The organism is Glutamicibacter sp. BSL13, from assembly GCF_052928425.1.
Map to the genome: position 1 here is coordinate 1 of NZ_JAVGCZ010000058.1, position 16,236 is coordinate 16,236.

The following is a 16,236-nucleotide window of genomic DNA, read 5'->3' on the forward strand; positions in this document are numbered from 1 at the left end:
GCAGAATTGGTGCCGTCCGCGCCGATCAGCCAGCGGGACCGCAGCTGCTGCGCGGCGCCCGGCGAACCGGGCGCGTTCTCCTGGCGTACCGTGACGCTCAGGTCTCCCTGGCCGTCCTGGCTATGCCCCAGGTAGCCGGTCCCCTCCTGCAGGGCGTGCCGGTCCAGTTCGTGCAGGCGCTGGCGCAGCAGGGTGACCGTCTGGTTTTGCGGCAGCGACAGGACGTAGCGGTGCGCTCCGCCGATGACCGAGAAATCCAGGGCCCCGATGACCCGGTTGCGGGACAGCCCGGCCCCGTCACGGATTTTCACGCCCTGGTGGCGGGCGGCCTCCCCGACCCCCAGCCGGTCCAGCACGGCCAGCCCCGGCGGGTGGATGCCGATCGCCCGGGAGTGCTCTCCCACCCCGCGGCGCTCATCGAGCACCCGCACCCGCCATCCGGCCTCGGTGAGCAGGATGGCGGCGGCCAGGCCGGTGGGCCCGGCCCCCACGATCAGCGCATCAAGCTTCATGGGGCGCTTCGGGTTGGTAGACGGCCAGGTTCCTGAACGGCGCGGCCGTCTCGGCGCGCCAGCCCGCAGGCAGCTGCCGCGCCAGTTCCACATGGTTGAAGCTGCGGCGGATCGAGGCGAGCCCGTCCCGGCGGATGAAGGAGCTGCCGGCCAGCGGCAGGGTGCCGGCACCGAACAGGGCCAGGGCCAGCCGGCTGCGGCGGATGTCGGCGTGCAGGGCCAAGTGCCTGGCCAGGCTGGCCGAGTCCTGCCACAGGCCCTGCAGCTGCTGCCCATCCAGGTGGTGCAGCAGATGGTTGGAAACCACCACGTCAAAACGGCCCGGTTCAGCCAGCAGTTCATGGCTGTAGGCCTGGCGGAATTCCAGGGCGCCCGCGGGCAGATCCCGGTGCCCGGCATGCTGCGCCGCGTAGCGGTAGGCCCGTTCATCCGCGTCAATGCCCAGCACCCGGACCTGCAGCCCGTCGGCGTGGGCCCAGCGGGCCAGGGCGGTGGTGATGTCCCCGCCGCCGCATCCGATGTCCAGGATGCTCGCTGGCCCGCCGGCCGGAAGCAGTGGGCGGATCCGCTGTAGGTAGAGGGAGCGCCACCCGGAGACCACCCGGTTCACCAGCCAGAATTGCCGGTAGGTGCGCTCCAGCAGCTGGGGGTCGCAGTCGGGAAGGTCCATTTGTTCCACGGCGTCGGGTTGGCGTCTCATTCCACCTCGATTTCCCGCTCGGGCAGCAGGGTCATCAACGCGCTTTCCACGGTCAGCCCCGGGCCGAAGGCCATGGAGCACAATTTCTCCCCCGCGGGATCCGCCTGGGGCAGGTGCCGGTCCATGATGTCCTTTAGGACGAACAGCACGGTGGAACTGGACATGTTCCCGTAATCACGCAGCACGTCGCGCGCCGGGGCCAGTTGCCGGTCATCCAGACCCAGCCGTTTTTGGACCTTGTCCAGGATGGAGCGTCCACCGGGATGGATGGCCCAGTGTTCAATGTCGCTGGCCGCGGAGTCGATCTGCGGGTCGTGGGCCAGCAGCGGGGCCAGCGCGCCGGTGATGTGCTCGTCGATGATGTGCGGGACATAGGTGCCCAACACCATTTCGAACCCCTCATCGCCGATGTTCCAGGCCATGGATTCCTCCCCCACCGGGGTCAGCACGGTTTCAAAGGCATCCAGCCGCAGCCCCGGGGCCCCGGTGTCCCGGCCGGTGATCAGCGCGGCCGCCGCGCCGTCCGCGAAGAGCGCCGAACCCATGATGGTGTCCGGGTCGTTGGAGGAATGCACGTGCAGCGTGCACAGTTCCGCGCACACCACCAGCGCCACCGCGTCCGGGTTTGCCTTGCAGTAGTCGGCCGCCGCCCGCAGGCCCGGGAAGGCCGCGTAGCAGCCCATGAACCCCAGGTGGTAGCGGCGGGTGGCCGGGTTCAACCCGAGCGCCCGCACAATCTGGTAGTCCGGGCCCGGGTTGTAGAAGCCGGTGCAGGACACGGTGATCAGGTCCGTGACCTGGGAGGGATCCACGTCAGGGCAGGCTTCCAAGGCCTTGCGCGCCGCCTCAATGTACAGCGCCGGCGCCTTGGCGGCATACACCTCGTTGCGGGTGCGGGTGCTGGGGCGGCGCAGCTCATTGGTTTGCCCGTCGTAGAACACCGCTTCACCCTCCACCGGCTTGTCCCGGTCAAACTCCTCCACCACGGTGTAGCGGGTGTCAATGGCCGCGGAGTCAAAGGAGGTGGAGATCAGCCGCTGTCCCAGCCGGGTCAGCCCGGGCTGGGCGGCAAAGACGTCACGAACCTCGGGCTGGTGCAGGACAGTGGACGGCACGGCCGTCTGAATGGTTCTAAGCATGACCGACATGGGCCGAGCCTATGCCGTGGCTCCGGGGCGGTAAAGGACGTTCAGCAATTCCCAGTGGATCCGAACCTTCGCCCCACACACCTTGCAGCGCCTGTGTCCGCGACGGCCCAGGATACCGCTTGCCGGTGATGCTCCCGGTCAGGGCCGGCTGCTAGCATCAGCCCATGACCGACCCGTTGCGGGCGCTGGCGCCTGTCACCATAGATAACACCACATTCTTCGTGGACGAAGCACGCCCGGTCGCGGTGCTGCGCCGCACCGGGCAACCGGACCGCGTGGTGAGCTGGCCCCGGCTCAACGTAGGGATTCACCATCCGCAGACGCTGCTGCACCGGGCAGGGAACGCCTTGTGGGTCAGCTACTCCCCCTGGGACAGCACCAGCGATGAGCGCTACCCGGCGCTGTGCGCACCCCAGGACATGGCCGCCGTCCGCATTGGATTGGAGGGGGACCTGGGTTTCGTGCAGACCGCGGGGACAAAGATCCTCGGGGTCACGAACGAGGGGCTGTGGACCGGCAGCTCGCCCTTTCAGGCCATCGATGAGGACTACCATGGGGGTCCGGAACCGAGCGGATATGCATACCCCGACACCCTGCAATTGCACCGTCCGGGACAACCGCCGCTCAGCATCGAGTTTGACCGACACCTGTTCGCGGTGCGGCAACGCGGACAGAGTATCGAAGTGTGGTTGAACCCCTCTCCACCGATCACGCACCCGGATCAAGCCGGAGGTGCAGGCTATGAGTACCGGCTCACCCGGATCCCTTTGCCGCCGCTAAACTCCATCGCCGATGCGCTCAGGTTCCGGGACCTGGTGCCGCAGGGCTGGGGCGAGCCGGTCAGCGAGCAGGAGTTGGAGCAGCTGGAGGAAGAGTATCTTGAACCAGCGCAAGGTGATCCGGGGTTGATTGACCTGCAGGGGATGGTGGGAACCCACTGGGAGCTGGTCGAGCTATCGGCCGTACAGCGGGAACAGGCGATCGCGGCCGTTGCCGACCAGTTTTCCAGCCTCGAGCAGTTCTGGCACGACTCCTCGGGAGAGGCCCTGCCGTTGACCGAGGGGTTGAGCGACGCACAGTGCCAGGTAGTGGGGCGGTGGCCGCAGGTGCAGGTGGTGGTCGATTTCCATCACCCACACTACCCGCAGGGCATCTTGCGCCGCAGCTTCCAAGTGTTCGATGAGGCCGGGCGGGTTCACCTGCATTCCTACGCCGGCATCAACCTGATGGAGGATCTGGACACCGGGGACCTGCCGGAGCCCGGACAGGCAAAAGACGGGGTACTGCGGATCTGAGCGACGCGCCCACTCCAGGGATCGCGGCTACACTGCTGCTCAGCGTGCGGTCCGGCCGCGCGCACATGAAGGAGCTGATCCACCATGGCACTGCACGTTCTGGGAAGGACCGGCCTGCACCTCGCCGTGCTGCCGTTGCCGACGGTTCCCGTGCTGTCCACCCCCAGGACGTCGACCTCGGCAGCTTGGCCACGCCAGCTGACCTTGCCGGTTGGGCGCATCTCGGCCCGTCTCGGGCACCGGCTGTCAACCGGGCTCTCACCGGCCCGCGTCCGCAGCCTCTTCCTCGGCCTGCAGCTTCTGCATGGTCACCTCCAGCAGCGCCGCCGTGGTGCGGATGAACGCACTGATCCAGCCGAACAGCACGGCCACCGCCGCCAGTTCAAACCCGGTGAGGTTGAAGTAGTCCCAACGGGCCCAGAGCATCATGGACAGCACCAGCCCGCCCAGGGCGGCCAGGGAAAGCAGGTGGAAGATCGCCGGAAAGCCGGGGAACAGGAAAACGGAGCCGGCCAACAGCACCACCAGGGCGGCGCTGGCCGCCCACACTCCGCTGGCGTGCAGGTCCCCGAGGGTGTTCACCGGCACCACGGCGGCGAGCATCACCCCACCGGCCACGATCAGCAGGCACCAGCGCACCACCTTCGGCCGGGGCCGGAAGACCCGTGAGAGCCGCTGCCCGCGCACCCGGGCCCGCCGGTCATAGGCCTGGGCCAGCCGGCTGAGGTCCCGCAGCAGGAATTCGCTGAAGGTCGCCAGCACCAGGCCGGTGACGAACAAGGTGGTGTTAAACGCCCAGAAGGAGCGCACCCCGCTGTCGAAGGTGCCCAGGGTGGAGAACATGGTTTTCCACCAGATCGGGTTTTCGGCCACCAGCATGCTGAGCATGACCCCGGAGACCATGAACCCGCCCAGCACCACCGACAGGGTGTGCGAACTGGTGCGGGCGGTGGCCTCCAGGGAGATGTAGGCGCTCAGCCCCGTCCCGAGCCCCACCATGACACTGCCGGCGAACATGTCCACGGTCAGCCCGAAGAAGGAACGCTGGATCAGGTAGAAGAAGACGTTCAGGGCCATCACGGCAATCGCGGCGTGCACCAGCAGCAGGGCGAACATGGCGTTCAGCTCCCGCCAGCGCGGCAGTTCGCACAGCCAGCGCTCCCGCTGCACCAGCAGGTGCCGGAATCCCCAGACGCTGCTGCCGGCCGCGGCAACGCCTCCGGAAATGGCGCCCAACGCCCCCACAGACAGCCCGCCGTAGAGGGTGGGTCGACCACCGGCGAAGAGCAGCAGGCCCACGGCCGTGCCCAGCAGCGAGCAAATCAGTCCGGCCCAGAGTGCCTGGCGCTCAATGTCCAGTTCAACGGCAGGCGAATGGCGGGTATCCGAAGGGCTGAGGGTAGACACCCCTCTATTGTGGCTTTTTGCCGCCGCGTTTTCATTTTTGGGTCCAACCCGGGCCGCCACGGTTAGCGCCCGTGCCCCTCCCGGCCCGCCTCGGTGCCCTGCCCGCCGGGGAATGCGGGCAAAACACGGTGGCGGCATTGACATGGCGCGCGTCACACTGTTGGCTAGAAGAGTAAATGACCCTTAACTGAAAAGCGGGTCGCTTCTTACCTCCACCCGATGGGAAGTGACTGATGAGCACACCAACTCCGGACACCGCACCGAGCATGAGAGCCCTGGTCGATGAGCTGCGCGAAAAACTGGCGCGCAGCGCCCTGGGCGGCAGTGAAAAGTCCCGAGCACGTCACGTGTCCCGCGGCAAGCTGCTGCCGCGCGAACGGATCAGCCGGCTGCTGGATGAAGGCTCGGATTTCCTGGAGGTCGCCCCGCTGGCGGCCCACGGACTCTACGACGATGCGAGTCCCGGCGCCGGGATGATCACCGGCATTGGCCAGGTCGCCGGGCGCGCGGTGATGGTGGTGTGCAATGACGCCACGGTCAAGGGCGGAACCTACTTCCCAATGACCGTGAAGAAGCACCTGCGGGCCCAGCAGATTGCCCTGGAGCACCGCCTGCCGTGCATCTACCTGGTGGATTCGGGCGGGGCCTTCCTGCCCATGCAGGATGAGGTGTTCCCGGACCGCGAGCACTTCGGGCGGATCTTCTACAATCAGGCCCAGCTCTCCTCGCGCGGCATCCCCCAGCTCTCCGCGGTGCTCGGCTCCTGCACCGCCGGCGGGGCCTACGTGCCGGCGATGAGCGATGAAACCGTGATCGTGCGCGAGCAGGGCACCATATTCCTGGGCGGCCCGCCCCTGGTGAAGGCCGCCATCGGCGAGGAAGTCAGCGCGGAGGAGCTGGGCGGCGGCCAACTGCACGCCGAGGTCTCCGGGGTGGTGGACCACCTGGCCGAGAACGATGAACACGCCCTGTCGATGATCCGCGACATGGTGCGCACCCTGCCCGAACCGACGCCGGTGCCCGAACGCGACTGGAACGAACCGGCCAAGGACCCGGCCGGGCTGCTGGAGGCGGTCCCGGTGGACGTGAACGCCTCCTACGACGTGCACGAGGTCATCGAACGCATCGTGGACGGCGGGTCGGTCAGCGAGTTTAAGCCGGAGTACGGCACCACGCTGGTGACCGTGTTCGCCACCATCTACGGGATGAAGGTCGGAATCCTGGCCAACAACGGGGTGCTGTTCTCCGAATCGGCGATGAAGGGCGCGCACTTCATCGAGCTGTGCGACCAGCGAGGCATCCCGCTGGTGTTCCTGCAGAACATTTCCGGGTTCATGGTCGGGCGGGATGCGGAGGCCGGGGGCATCGCCAAGCACGGGGCGAAGCTGGTCACCGCGGTGGCCACCTGCCGGGTTGCGAAGTACACGATCATCATCGGCGGCTCCTTCGGGGCCGGGAACTACGCCATGTGCGGGCGGGCCTACTCCCCCCGCTTCCTGTGGATGTGGCCCAACGCCCGGATCTCGGTGATGGGCGGATCCCAGGCCGCCGGGGTGCTGACCACCATCCGCGCCGAGGCCCGCGCCGCGGCCGGGGACCCGATGAGCCAGGCCGAACAGGATGATTACGCGGCCCCGGTGCTGGCCGACTACGACCGGATGGGCAGCCCCTACTACTCCACCGCCCGGTTGTGGGATGACGGGGTGATCGACCCGGTGGACACCCGCCGGGTGCTGGGCATCGCCCTGTCCCTGTCCGACGGTGAACAGCTGCCGGACACCAACTTCGGAATCTTCAGGATGTAGCCGTGGACCTGTTTGACAAAGTTCTTGTGGCGAACCGCGGTGAGATCGCCGTACGCGTGATTCGTACCCTCAAGGCCCTGGGCATCCACGCGGTCGCCGTCTACTCGGCCGCGGACGCCGCCGCCCGGCACGTGCAGGAGGCCGACAGCGCGCTCTACCTGGGCCCGGCCCCGGCCACCGACAGCTACCTTGACATCGACAAGGTGGTGCAGGCCGCCCGGGACAGCGGGGCGGCGGCCGTGCACCCCGGCTACGGTTTCCTCTCCGAAAACCCGGTGTTCGCCCGGGCCCTGCAGGCCGCGGGCATCACCCTGATTGGCCCGCAGGTCTCCGCGCTGGAGGCCATGGCGGACAAGATCAAGGCCAAGGAGCTGGTGGCCAGCCGCGGCGTGCCGCTGGCCGCCGGGTTTTCCGCCGCCGGGCTGGATGATGAGCAGATCACCGCCCGCGCCATTGAGGTCGGGTTCCCGTTGCTGATCAAGCCCTCCGCCGGCGGCGGGGGCAAGGGCATGGTCCAGGTCCACCGGGCCGAGCAGCTGCCCGGGGCGCTGGCCGCGGCCCGCCGGGTGGCGGCCACCGCGTTCGGGGATGACACGCTGCTGCTGGAGCGGCTGATCGAAACCCCACGCCACATCGAGGTGCAGGTGCTCGGGGACACGCACGGGAACATCGTGCACCTGGGTGAACGCGAATGCTCACTGCAGCGGCGCCACCAGAAGGTCATCGAGGAGGCCCCCTCGGCGCTGCTCGGCGACCTGCCCAACGGTGAGGCGCTGCGCGCCGAACTGGGGGCCGCAGCAGTCCAGGCGGCCCGGGCGGTGGACTACGTGGGGGCCGGCACCGTGGAGTTCCTGGTCTCCGCCCAGCGCCCGGAGGAGTTCTTCTTCATGGAAATGAACACCCGCCTGCAGGTGGAGCACCCGGTCACCGAACAGGTGGTGCGGGTTCGGGGGCGCCAACTGGACCTGGTGGAACAGCAGGTGCGCATCGCCGCCGGGGCGCCGCTGGACTTCGGGCAGGAGGCGGTCAGCCTGCAGGGCCACTCCATTGAGGCGAGGCTGTACGCCGAACGCCCGGAACACGACTTTGTGCCCTCCACCGGCACCATCACCGGGTACCGGGAACCCGCCGGCACCGGGCTGCGCCTGGATTCGATGCTGGCCCCCGGGGCCACCGTCTCCGCGCATTACGACCCGATGCTGGCCAAGCTGATCGCCACCGGAAGCGACCGCGCCGCCGCCCTGCAGCGCCTGCGCACGGCGCTGGATGAGCTGCTGGTCACCGGGGTGCACACCAACACCGAATTCCTGGCCGCCCTGCTCGATGACCAGCAGGTGCGCGCCGGGCGGCTGGACACCGAGCTGATCGCCCGCTTCCTTGAACGCTGGCAGCCGGCCGTCCCGGATTTCGCCGACTACGCCCAGGCCGCGGCCGCCTGGCTGGCGGCCCAGCCGGTGGGCCGCGGCCCCTGGTCGGGCACCGGGTTCAGCAGCACCGGGCCGCTCAGCCGCACCCTGCTCCTTGAGCACGACGAGCACTCATGCCAGCTGCAGGTGACGGCCACGCCCGGCGGCTGGCAGCTGCGCCACGAGGACCAGCGGTGCGAGGTCAGCACCGGTGCGGGCCCGGTGCTGGTGGACGGCCGGGCGCTGCGCGCCCAGCTGGACCCCCAGGGCACCGCGTGGGTGCAGCGCGGGGCGGCAACGTTCGCGCTGCGCCGGGTGGACCGCGCCGAGCAGCTCTCCCGCTCCCTGGCCCTGCTGCAGCGTGCCGCCTCACCACTGGATGCCCAGCTGCTCTCCCCCATGCCCGGGGCGGTGTGCGTGCTCAACGTGCAGGACGGCCAGCAGGTGCAGGCCGGAGACGTGCTGTTGGCGGTGGAGGCCATGAAAATGGAACACGAGATCACCGCCCCGGCGGACGGAACCGTGAAGCTGCTGGTGGGCCTGGGTGACCAGCTCACGGCCCGGCAGCCGGTGGCGCAGATGCACTACGCCGAGGCGGCCGAGGAAGGATGAGCAGCATGGGCCCGGCATGGCTTTTCTGTCCCGCAGACCGTCCCGAACGCTACGGCAAGGCGGCCGAACGCGCCGACGTGGTGATCCTGGACCTGGAGGACGCGGTCGCGCAGGACGCAAAACACCAGGCCCGGCAGTGGGTGGGCGAATCCGCACTGGATCCGGCGCGCACCCTGGTGCGGGTCAATGCCGCCGACTCCGCGCACTTCGCCGAGGACCTGGCCATGGTGCGCACCAGCGGCTACACCAAGGTGATGCTGCCCAAGGCCGAGGACCCGCGGGTGCTCGCCGAGCTGGAGGGGCTAAGGGTGTACGCGCTGATTGAGACCGCGCGCGGGGTCTTGGCGGCCGAGGCCCTGGCCGCCCATCCGGCGGTCCACGGGCTGATGTGGGGCGCCGAGGACCTGGTCGCCTCCCTGGGCGGGACCTCCTCCCGGCGCGCCGACGGCGCCTACCGGCAGGTTGCCGTGCACGCCCGCGCTCGCGTCCTGCTGGCGGCCCGCGCCTGGGACAAGCAGGCGCTGGACTCGGTCTACCTGGACATCCCGGACCTGGCCGGGCTCGCGGCCGAGGCGGAGGACGCGCAGGCCAGCGGGTTCACCGCCAAGGTGCTGATCCACCCCTCCCATGTGCCGGTGGTGCGCGAGGCGTTCGCCGGCACGCAGCGGCGGCAGTGGGCGCAGCGGGTGCTGCAGGCCGCGCAGAACGAGCGTGGGGTCTTCAGCTTTGAGGGCCAGATGGTCGACGAGCCGGTGCTGCGCCAGGCGCGGCAGATCCTGGAACGGGATTAGCCCAGCATCTCGCGCACGCCGCTGGCCAGCAGGGTCAGCGCCCCGGCGAACGCGATGATCACCACGAAGGCGCGGCTGACCTTGTGCGGGATTTTTGGGGCCAGCCAGTTGCCCAGCAGGATGCCGCACACCATGGCGATGACGCAGCCCACCCACTGGCTCCAGTGCAGCTGCGGCATCCCGCCCTTGGCGATCAGCGAGGCAATGGAGAGCACAAAGAAGTACAGCTGCACCGAGATCGCGAACTTCGCCTGCGGCCAGCGGCTGGCCACCGCGTAGGCGGCAATCGCCGGACCGGAGACCGCCGCGGTGACCGACATGAACCCGGACACCGCCCCGGCCCCAATGGCCAGTCCCTTGCTGTCGGCGGATTTCAGGTTCCGCAGCAGGAAGCTGGATCCCAGCGCCAGCATCACCATCACGGCGATGGCGATGGAAAGTTTTGGTCCGCCCAGCTGGCTGGCGACCCAGGCGCCGGGGACGGTCATGATCACCGCCGGGACCAGCAGCAGCATGACCTTGCGGTATTCCACCTCACGGAACACCTGGGCCAGGATCAAGAAGCTGCTGCAGGTACCCAGGAAGTTCACCAGCATGACCCCCTCGAAGGGGCCGAGCACCATCACGATGAAGGGTGAGGAGACCAGGGCGAAACCCATCCCGCTCACCCGCTGGGTCGAGGCGCCCACGAAGGTGGCGGCGCTGAGTGCGAGAATTGCACCAATTGTCACCGTACCCACCGAGCGCGCCCTCCCAAAGAGACATTGTCCGGGACTGAAACCAGCCACGGACAACGCTACCTCATTGGCCGCCAGGGCGACCGGGCCTAGTTCCCCGGCCCCGGTTCGGCCGGCGCACACTGGGTGAGCAGACCTTCGGGCAGGGCCTGGACATCATCCTGGCGGGGCTCGAAGCCCGGGTTTCCGCGCGGGGGTAGCGGGCCCCTGATCCGCGCCGGGTTCAGATCAGCTGGTGGCCGGACGCTGCGGCGCGGAGGCGAAGAGGTTCAGTCCCAGCGCGCGGGAGAGGTGGCCGATGGCCAGCTGGGAGCGCACCGAGTTGCCGGCATTGTCCAGCAGCGGCGAGAACGCGCCGATCGCGCCCTTGCCCGGGGCCATGGCCACAATGCCGCCGGAGACCCCGGACTTGGCGGGGATGCCGATTTCAAAGAGCCATTCACCGGACTTCTCGTAGAGGCCATTGGTGGCCACCACGGCCAATACGTCCCGGCATACGTCCGCGGAGATTACCCGCTCCCCGGTGACCGGGTTGACCCCGCCGTCGGCGAGCGTGGAGCCCATGATCGCCAGGTCGTGGGCGGTGACCTTCAGCGCGCACTGGCGGGTGTAGATGTCCACGATTTCCAGCGGTTCGCCCTCCAGCTGCCCGTGGGCCTTCAGGAGCCGGCCCAGCGCCTTGTTGCGCTCGTTGCTGCGGGATTCGGAACGGTAGACCTCGCCGTCCATCTTCAGGTGGCGTCCGGCGAAGGCGGAGAGGCATTCGCGGATGTTCTCCCACTTCTCGGCCGCGGTCTGCCCCGGAACCAGTGCCGCGGTGGCCAGCGCCCCGGCATTGACCATGGGGTTCATGGGATGCCCCTCGTTCAGCTCAATGGCCATCACCGAGTTGAAGGACATGCCGGTGTTGTTCACCCCGATGTAGTCGCGCACCGCGTCATGGCCCAGCTCCTGCAGGACCAGCGCGTAGACGAACATCTTGGAGATCGACTGGATGGAGAACTCGTAGTTCACGTCCCCGGCGCATAGCACGTTGCCGCCGACGTTGGACAGGGCCACGGCAAACAGGGAGGGGTCCACTTCACCGAGGATGGGAATGTAATAGGCCAGCATGCCTTCGTCGATGTCGGCGTAGCGGGCGTGCACATCCTGCAGCAGCTCCTCGATGCGAGCCTTTTCCGGCAGGGAGCCGGTGGAGACTTGCTGTTTGACATCACTGTAGTCATTTGGAATCACTGACGCCCCCTGTCCCTTGCCGTACATGGTCCGCTCCTGCCTCTACAGGCTATACCGGGGCGCCCTGCCCCGCCGCCGAGTTGAGTTCGGTGTTTCCAGTATCCGTGCCCGATCGGCGCCACCACAAACCACGGTGTGCCGCGCGCCTAGCCGCGGACCAGGGAAACGATCTGCCCGGTGGCCCGCCAGGCACAGGCAGCGTTTGCCAGTACCTTGAAGGGCATTCACCCGATGTTGACGGTCAGGAACAGCGACGCGGCGATGCACACCTTCCGACTTCGCTCGGAACGCGGCCGGCACCGACGGTTCCGAGACGGTCCTGGACGCGGGGCACGCCCTGACATTGAGCATCGCCGATGTGGCCAATGACTCGGAACTGGTGCAGCGCCTGCGCGCGGCTCGCGAGCAACGTCCATCCGCAAAACCTCAGGGGGTAGCGGGAAATGTGTAATCCCCTACACTGTTTTGCAGGTTACTGCGCGCCGGGGCGCGGGCACCTAAGGTTTAAGACATGGCTGAAGCAATTACCTTTCACACCCGCAAGTGGGTCCGCCCCGAGGACCTGAACGCCAACGGCACGCTGTTCGGCGGTTCGCTGCTGCGCTGGATCGATGAGGAAGCGGCAATCTACTCGATCATCCAGTTGGGCAACAAGCACGTGGTGACCAAGTACATGTCCGAGATCAACTTCGTGGCCTCAGCGAAGGAAGGCGACCTGATTGAGATGGGGCTGACCGCCACCGACTTTGGGCGCACCTCCATCACGCTGCGCGCCGAGGTGCGCAACATCTTCACCCAGGCCAAGATCCTGACCATCGACAAGCTGGTCTTCGTCAACATCGGCGAGGATGGCACCCCGGAACCGCACGGCTACGACCACATCACCTACACCCGGGACCGCATCCCGCTGGAGATCACCAAGTCCCTCGTCTAGCACGCGCTGAAAGCCCTACCCGGCCCCTTCAGCCACCAGGTCCCCAGCAGCTGACCGGCGTGGTTTTGACGGCAACCACCGTCAAAACCACGCCTTTCTCATGCCCCCGGGCGCGCCGGACCGCTCGCGGCGAAGAAAATCTTGCCAGCCCTTGCCGCACCACGCGGGTCTCGAGCACAGTAGTAGGTGCCCGGGCACAACAGTGCCGGACATCCATCCAGCTTGCGAGGTCCCCATGAGCCGCATGATCTTTGTCAACCTGCCCACCGCCGACCTGGCGAAGGCCGATGCCTTCTATGAGGGGCTGGGGTTTACCAAGAATGAGATGTTCTCGGATTCCAACGCCACCTCCTGGATGATCAGTGACACGATCACCGTGATGGTGCTGCACCGCGACTTTTTCGCCAGCTTCCTCATCGATGGGGACACCCCCACCGTGGGCAGCGGCACCCGTGAAGTGCTCAACGCCCTGTCCGCCGATTCACGCAGCGAAGTCGATGATTTCGTGGCCAAGGCCGTGGCCGGCGGCGGCGCGGTCTACCGGGAGGCCAGCGAACCGTTCGAGGGCATGTACCAGGCAGCCGTCAAGGACCCGGACGGGCACGTGTGGGAAATCGCGTGGATGAGCCAGGAGGCCATGCAGAACGAGGCCTGATCCATTGATCGCACCGAAGGCACCCTGCCCCTGGCAGGGTGCCTTCGGGTTTTCCATAATGAAGTTCTCCGGATCCCTCCGTGTTGCCCGGCCCGGCCAGTACCTAGGGTTGAGGTATGACTTCGACACCGTTACCTTCTCCCCCGGGCACCTGGCGCCCGCCGCTGCGGTTGGGGCTGACCCTGCTGCAGCTTGCCGTGATGGGCACCTTTGGGGTCGCCGCGATCACGCTGTTGGCCGTCTGGCTTCCGGCCAGCCTGGCCCTGGTGGTCCTGCTGGGTCTGGGCCTGCTGATGCTGGTGGGGCTGGTCTATGCGATCTTTGCCCTGTCCTGGTTCGAAACCCGCAGGGTCACCGACCTGTACGAACTGCCCGTCGCCGAGCTGCGCTGGCAGCCCAGCCAGGGTCCCGGCTTCGGGCAGTACCTGCGCAGCCTGGGCCGCAATCTGTCCAGCGGGCGGATGTGGGCGGCCTTTGGCAGCTTCGCCCTTGCCGTATTGCTGGGTGCCGCCACCCTCAACGTGGCCCAGTGGACCATTGAGTCCCTGGTTCTCTCCTTCGCGCCGCTGACCGGGGCCGAGGAGGTTTCGGGCCCGTTCGGCTGGCAGCTTCCGGCCTCCCAGGCCCCGCTGATGCTGATCATTACCCTCGTTGGATGCGCGGCGCTCGTGGGCCTGGCATTCCTGCACCGGGCCATCACCACCGCCATCATCGGTTCGGTGGCCCGTGAAACCGACCTCAGTGCCCGGGCCTACACCAGCTCCGCCCAACGGGCCGGGGCGCTGCGGGCCGCGGAACTGGAACGCACCCGCATTGAACGGGACCTGCATGACGGGGTACAGCCCCGGCTGGTGTCGGTGGGCATGGCCCTGGGCCTGGCCCACCAGCAGATCGACACCAACCCGCAGGCCGCAAAGGAACTGGTGGCCGAGGCGCACACCTCCACGAAGGCGGCCATCACCGAACTGCGCCAGCTCACCCGCGGCATCTACGCCTCCGTGTTGGAGGACCGCGGACTGGATGCGGCCCTCTCGGCCGTGGCCGGACGATCCCACATCCCGGTGAAATTGGATGTGGACCTGCCCCGGCGCTGCGAGAAGACCGCGGAAGCGGCCGTCTATTTCTCCATCGCCGAAGCCCTGAACAATGCGGCCAAGCACTCCCGGGCTTCCGAATGCCGGGTTACCGTGCGGTTGCGTGCGGAACAGGGCCAGTCCCGGCTCTGGGCGCGGGTGGAGGACAACGGGGTGGGCGGGGCCGCGGTCCTGCCCGGCGGCGGCCTGGACGGGATCACCAACCGGGTGCTGGCCGCCGGCGGCACCGTCCACCTGGACAGCCCGCACGGCGGGCCCACCGCACTGGAGGTGAACGTGCCATGCGCGTACTGATTTGTGAGGACTCGGTGCTGCTGCGCGAAGGGCTGGTGCGGCTGCTGGAACACTCCGGCCACGAGGTGGTCGCCGCGCTGCCGGACGCCGGTGGGCTGAGCGGTTTCATGCAGCAGGCGGACCCCGCGCAGTTCCCCGAACTGTGCATCCTGGATGTGCGCCTGCCCCCGAGCTACACCGACGAGGGGATCCGCGCGGCACTGCAGCTGCGGCGCAGCTACCCGCAGCTGCCGCTGCTGGTGCTCTCGCAGTACGTGGAGGAACGCTACGCCGCCGAACTGATTGCCATGCAGTCCGGGGCCCTGGGCTACCTGCTCAAGGACCGGGTGGCGGACGTAGCCGAGTTCATTGAATCCCTGGAACAGATCCGTTCCGGCGGAACCGTGCTCGACCAGGAAGTGGTGGCACAGCTGTTGACCCGACGAAACCATGACGACCGCATGCAGCGGTTGACCGAACGCGAACGCACGGTGCTGGCCGCCCTGGCCGAGGGCAAGTCCAACCAGGCGATCGCCAGGCTTCTGCACTTGTCCGAAGCCAGCGTGGAGAAGTACATTACCTCCATTTTCCAAAAACTCGACCTGGAAGCCGATGGCACCGGCAACCGGCGCGTGCTCGCCGCCCTGGCGCATATCCAGGACACGGGCACCGGCAACACCGATAGGAGCACCCCATGACCACCCCCACCACTCCACCGCCCGTTGGGGACACCCGTCAACGCCGGCCCCTGAGCCCCGTGGGTATTGTGCTGGCCGTGCTGGGCGGACTGATCCTGCTCGGCGTGATCGCCGGAGCCGTCAACCAATCGGTTGCCACCCTCTCCCGCAGCCACACGGTGCTGACCGCCGATGCCAAGGGAACCACCAACCTGAAGGTCAACGCGGAGGCCGGACAGTTCACCCTCGAATTCGCCGACACCCCCGAGGCGGTGCTCGATGTGCGCAGCTCCCGCGGCTCCTGGTCACTGGAGCGCCGCGGCAACACGCTGGAGGTGAAGCCGCCCGGCGGATGGCAGAGCTGGTGCTTCCTGGGCTGCGACCGCTCCCGCAACGACGTAAAGCTCACCCTGCCCCGGGAGCTGGACAATGGACAGCTGAACGCCACCCTGACCCTGGAGGCCGGTGAACTGCTGGCGAACGGAAACTTCGCGCGGCTCGATCTCGACGTTGATGCAGGATACCTGCGCGCCAACGGCTCGGCCACGAGCTTGGATGTGGATCTTGGGGCCGGGCAGGCCGACGTGGTCCTGGCCGATGTCGCGGACGCCACCTACGCCGTCGCCGCCGGACGACTGAACAGCGAACTGACCGGCAAGGCACCGGCCACGGTTGACGCACAGGTCAGCGCCGGGCTATTGGATCTGACGCTGCCGGACACCAGTTATTCCGTGGCCAGCGAGGTCTCCGCAGGAAGCGTGGATAACCGCTTACAGGTCAGTTCCAATTCCAGCCACCAGGTGGGCCTGCAGGTATCGGCGGGCTCGGTGCTGCTGCACCCCGGCGCCCCGCCCACCGGGGACGGCCGGTAGGGTCCAACCACCCCGGCTCGGAAAGCCCGGATGCCGGGGATCCGAAACCGCAGCGATACAGGCCTCCGCCGCTAAACCACAG

General features: G+C 67.8%; 15 protein-coding genes. 9 read left to right on the plus strand and 6 right to left on the minus strand.

Going from position 1 to position 16,236, the window contains the following annotated elements; all coding sequences use genetic code 11:
• The 3 genes from RCJ92_RS10615 to RCJ92_RS10625 form a co-directional block, all read right to left on the minus strand.
• Positions 1–512 (minus strand): FAD-dependent oxidoreductase (locus tag RCJ92_RS10615; RefSeq protein WP_446754530.1); only part of this gene is annotated, 512 nt, incomplete at its 3' end.
• On the minus strand, positions 502–1,212 hold the full coding sequence (locus RCJ92_RS10620) for a methyltransferase domain-containing protein (RefSeq protein WP_446754531.1): 711 nt from the start codon (positions 1,210–1,212) through the stop codon (positions 502–504). The genes RCJ92_RS10620 and RCJ92_RS10615, both read right to left, overlap by 11 nt.
• On the minus strand, positions 1,209–2,360 hold the full coding sequence (locus RCJ92_RS10625; RefSeq protein ID WP_446754532.1) for a type III polyketide synthase: 1,152 nt from the start codon (positions 2,358–2,360) through the stop codon (positions 1,209–1,211). Before RCJ92_RS10625 ends, RCJ92_RS10620 begins: the two co-directional genes overlap by 4 nt.
• A 164-nt stretch (positions 2,361–2,524) precedes the next feature.
• Between RCJ92_RS10625 and RCJ92_RS10630 the strand changes: the two genes are divergently transcribed.
• Positions 2,525–3,655: a hypothetical protein gene (locus RCJ92_RS10630; protein ID WP_446754533.1), complete on the plus strand. Its 1,131-nt coding sequence runs from the start codon at positions 2,525–2,527 to the stop codon at positions 3,653–3,655.
• Positions 3,656–3,913: 258 nt separating this feature from the next.
• On the opposite strand, the gene RCJ92_RS10635 is transcribed toward RCJ92_RS10630, so the two are convergent.
• Complete coding sequence (locus RCJ92_RS10635) at positions 3,914–5,062, minus strand: hypothetical protein (RefSeq protein ID WP_054821347.1); 1,149 nt, start codon at positions 5,060–5,062, stop codon at positions 3,914–3,916.
• A 233-nt stretch (positions 5,063–5,295) separates the two neighbouring features.
• Here RCJ92_RS10635 and RCJ92_RS10640 point away from each other — a divergent pair, with 233 nt between their 5' ends.
• Genes RCJ92_RS10640 through RCJ92_RS10650 form a run of 3 tightly spaced genes read left to right on the plus strand, consistent with a single transcriptional unit; the run spans position 5,296 to position 9,676 of the window.
• Positions 5,296–6,867 carry a carboxyl transferase domain-containing protein gene (locus RCJ92_RS10640; RefSeq protein ID WP_446754534.1) on the plus strand — a complete coding sequence of 524 codons (1,572 nt, stop codon included), beginning with the start codon at positions 5,296–5,298 and terminating at the stop codon, positions 6,865–6,867.
• A gap of 2 nt (positions 6,868–6,869) precedes the next feature.
• Positions 6,870–8,885: an acetyl/propionyl/methylcrotonyl-CoA carboxylase subunit alpha gene (locus RCJ92_RS10645; protein WP_446754535.1), complete on the plus strand. Its 2,016-nt coding sequence runs from the start codon at positions 6,870–6,872 to the stop codon at positions 8,883–8,885.
• On the plus strand, positions 8,882–9,676 hold the full coding sequence (locus tag RCJ92_RS10650; protein ID WP_446754536.1) for an HpcH/HpaI aldolase/citrate lyase family protein: 795 nt from the start codon (positions 8,882–8,884) through the stop codon (positions 9,674–9,676). Before RCJ92_RS10645 ends, RCJ92_RS10650 begins: the two co-directional genes overlap by 4 nt.
• Here the strand turns inward: RCJ92_RS10650 and RCJ92_RS10655 are convergent.
• Together RCJ92_RS10655 and glsA are read right to left on the minus strand one after the other, a co-directional pair.
• The gene (locus tag RCJ92_RS10655) at positions 9,673–10,407 is read right to left on the minus strand and encodes a sulfite exporter TauE/SafE family protein (protein ID WP_446754537.1); all 735 of its coding nucleotides are present in this window, start codon (positions 10,405–10,407) and stop codon (positions 9,673–9,675) included. The genes RCJ92_RS10650 and RCJ92_RS10655 overlap by 4 nt on opposite strands.
• A gap of 234 nt (positions 10,408–10,641) precedes the next feature.
• Positions 10,642–11,676: a glutaminase A gene (glsA, locus tag RCJ92_RS10660; protein WP_171021167.1), complete on the minus strand. Its 1,035-nt coding sequence runs from the start codon at positions 11,674–11,676 to the stop codon at positions 10,642–10,644.
• 484 nt (positions 11,677–12,160) lie between these two features.
• Between glsA and RCJ92_RS10665 the strand changes: the two genes are divergently transcribed.
• From RCJ92_RS10665 to RCJ92_RS10685, 5 genes are all read left to right on the plus strand, one after another.
• Positions 12,161–12,583 carry an acyl-CoA thioesterase gene (locus RCJ92_RS10665; RefSeq protein ID WP_138175586.1) on the plus strand — a complete coding sequence of 141 codons (423 nt, stop codon included), beginning with the start codon at positions 12,161–12,163 and terminating at the stop codon, positions 12,581–12,583.
• A gap of 235 nt (positions 12,584–12,818) precedes the next feature.
• Positions 12,819–13,238, plus strand: a complete 420-nt coding sequence (locus tag RCJ92_RS10670) for a VOC family protein (RefSeq protein ID WP_446754538.1) — start codon at positions 12,819–12,821, stop codon at positions 13,236–13,238.
• 116 nt (positions 13,239–13,354) lie between these two features.
• The gene (locus RCJ92_RS10675; RefSeq protein WP_446754539.1) at positions 13,355–14,626 is read left to right on the plus strand and encodes a sensor histidine kinase; all 1,272 of its coding nucleotides are present in this window, start codon (positions 13,355–13,357) and stop codon (positions 14,624–14,626) included.
• Positions 14,614–15,303: a response regulator transcription factor gene (locus tag RCJ92_RS10680; RefSeq protein ID WP_054821067.1), complete on the plus strand. Its 690-nt coding sequence runs from the start codon at positions 14,614–14,616 to the stop codon at positions 15,301–15,303. Before RCJ92_RS10675 ends, RCJ92_RS10680 begins: the two co-directional genes overlap by 13 nt.
• Entirely contained in the window at positions 15,300–16,154 is an 855-nt protein-coding gene (locus RCJ92_RS10685) for a hypothetical protein (RefSeq protein WP_446754540.1), read from the plus strand. Before RCJ92_RS10680 ends, RCJ92_RS10685 begins: the two co-directional genes overlap by 4 nt.
• Positions 16,155–16,236 lie beyond the last annotated feature (82 nt).

Bases quoted from the DNA above. Each gene is read 5' to 3' on its own strand.
- RCJ92_RS10670 (WP_446754538.1), top strand. From the start codon at position 12,819: ATGAGCCGCATGATCTTTGTCAACCTGCCCACCGCCGACCTGGCGAAG.
- RCJ92_RS10620 (WP_446754531.1), bottom strand. From the start codon at position 1,212: ATGAGACGCCAACCCGACGCCGTGGAACAAATGGACCTTCCCGACTGC.
- RCJ92_RS10640 (WP_446754534.1), top strand. From the start codon at position 5,296: ATGAGCACACCAACTCCGGACACCGCACCGAGCATGAGAGCCCTGGTC.
- RCJ92_RS10665 (WP_138175586.1), top strand. From the start codon at position 12,161: ATGGCTGAAGCAATTACCTTTCACACCCGCAAGTGGGTCCGCCCCGAG.
- RCJ92_RS10630 (WP_446754533.1), top strand. From the start codon at position 2,525: ATGACCGACCCGTTGCGGGCGCTGGCGCCTGTCACCATAGATAACACC.
- RCJ92_RS10675 (WP_446754539.1), top strand. From the start codon at position 13,355: ATGACTTCGACACCGTTACCTTCTCCCCCGGGCACCTGGCGCCCGCCG.
- RCJ92_RS10650 (WP_446754536.1), top strand. From the start codon at position 8,882: ATGAGCAGCATGGGCCCGGCATGGCTTTTCTGTCCCGCAGACCGTCCC.
- RCJ92_RS10625 (WP_446754532.1), bottom strand. From the start codon at position 2,360: ATGTCGGTCATGCTTAGAACCATTCAGACGGCCGTGCCGTCCACTGTC.
- glsA (WP_171021167.1), bottom strand. From the start codon at position 11,676: ATGTACGGCAAGGGACAGGGGGCGTCAGTGATTCCAAATGACTACAGT.
- RCJ92_RS10680 (WP_054821067.1), top strand. From the start codon at position 14,614: ATGCGCGTACTGATTTGTGAGGACTCGGTGCTGCTGCGCGAAGGGCTG.
- RCJ92_RS10685 (WP_446754540.1), top strand. From the start codon at position 15,300: ATGACCACCCCCACCACTCCACCGCCCGTTGGGGACACCCGTCAACGC.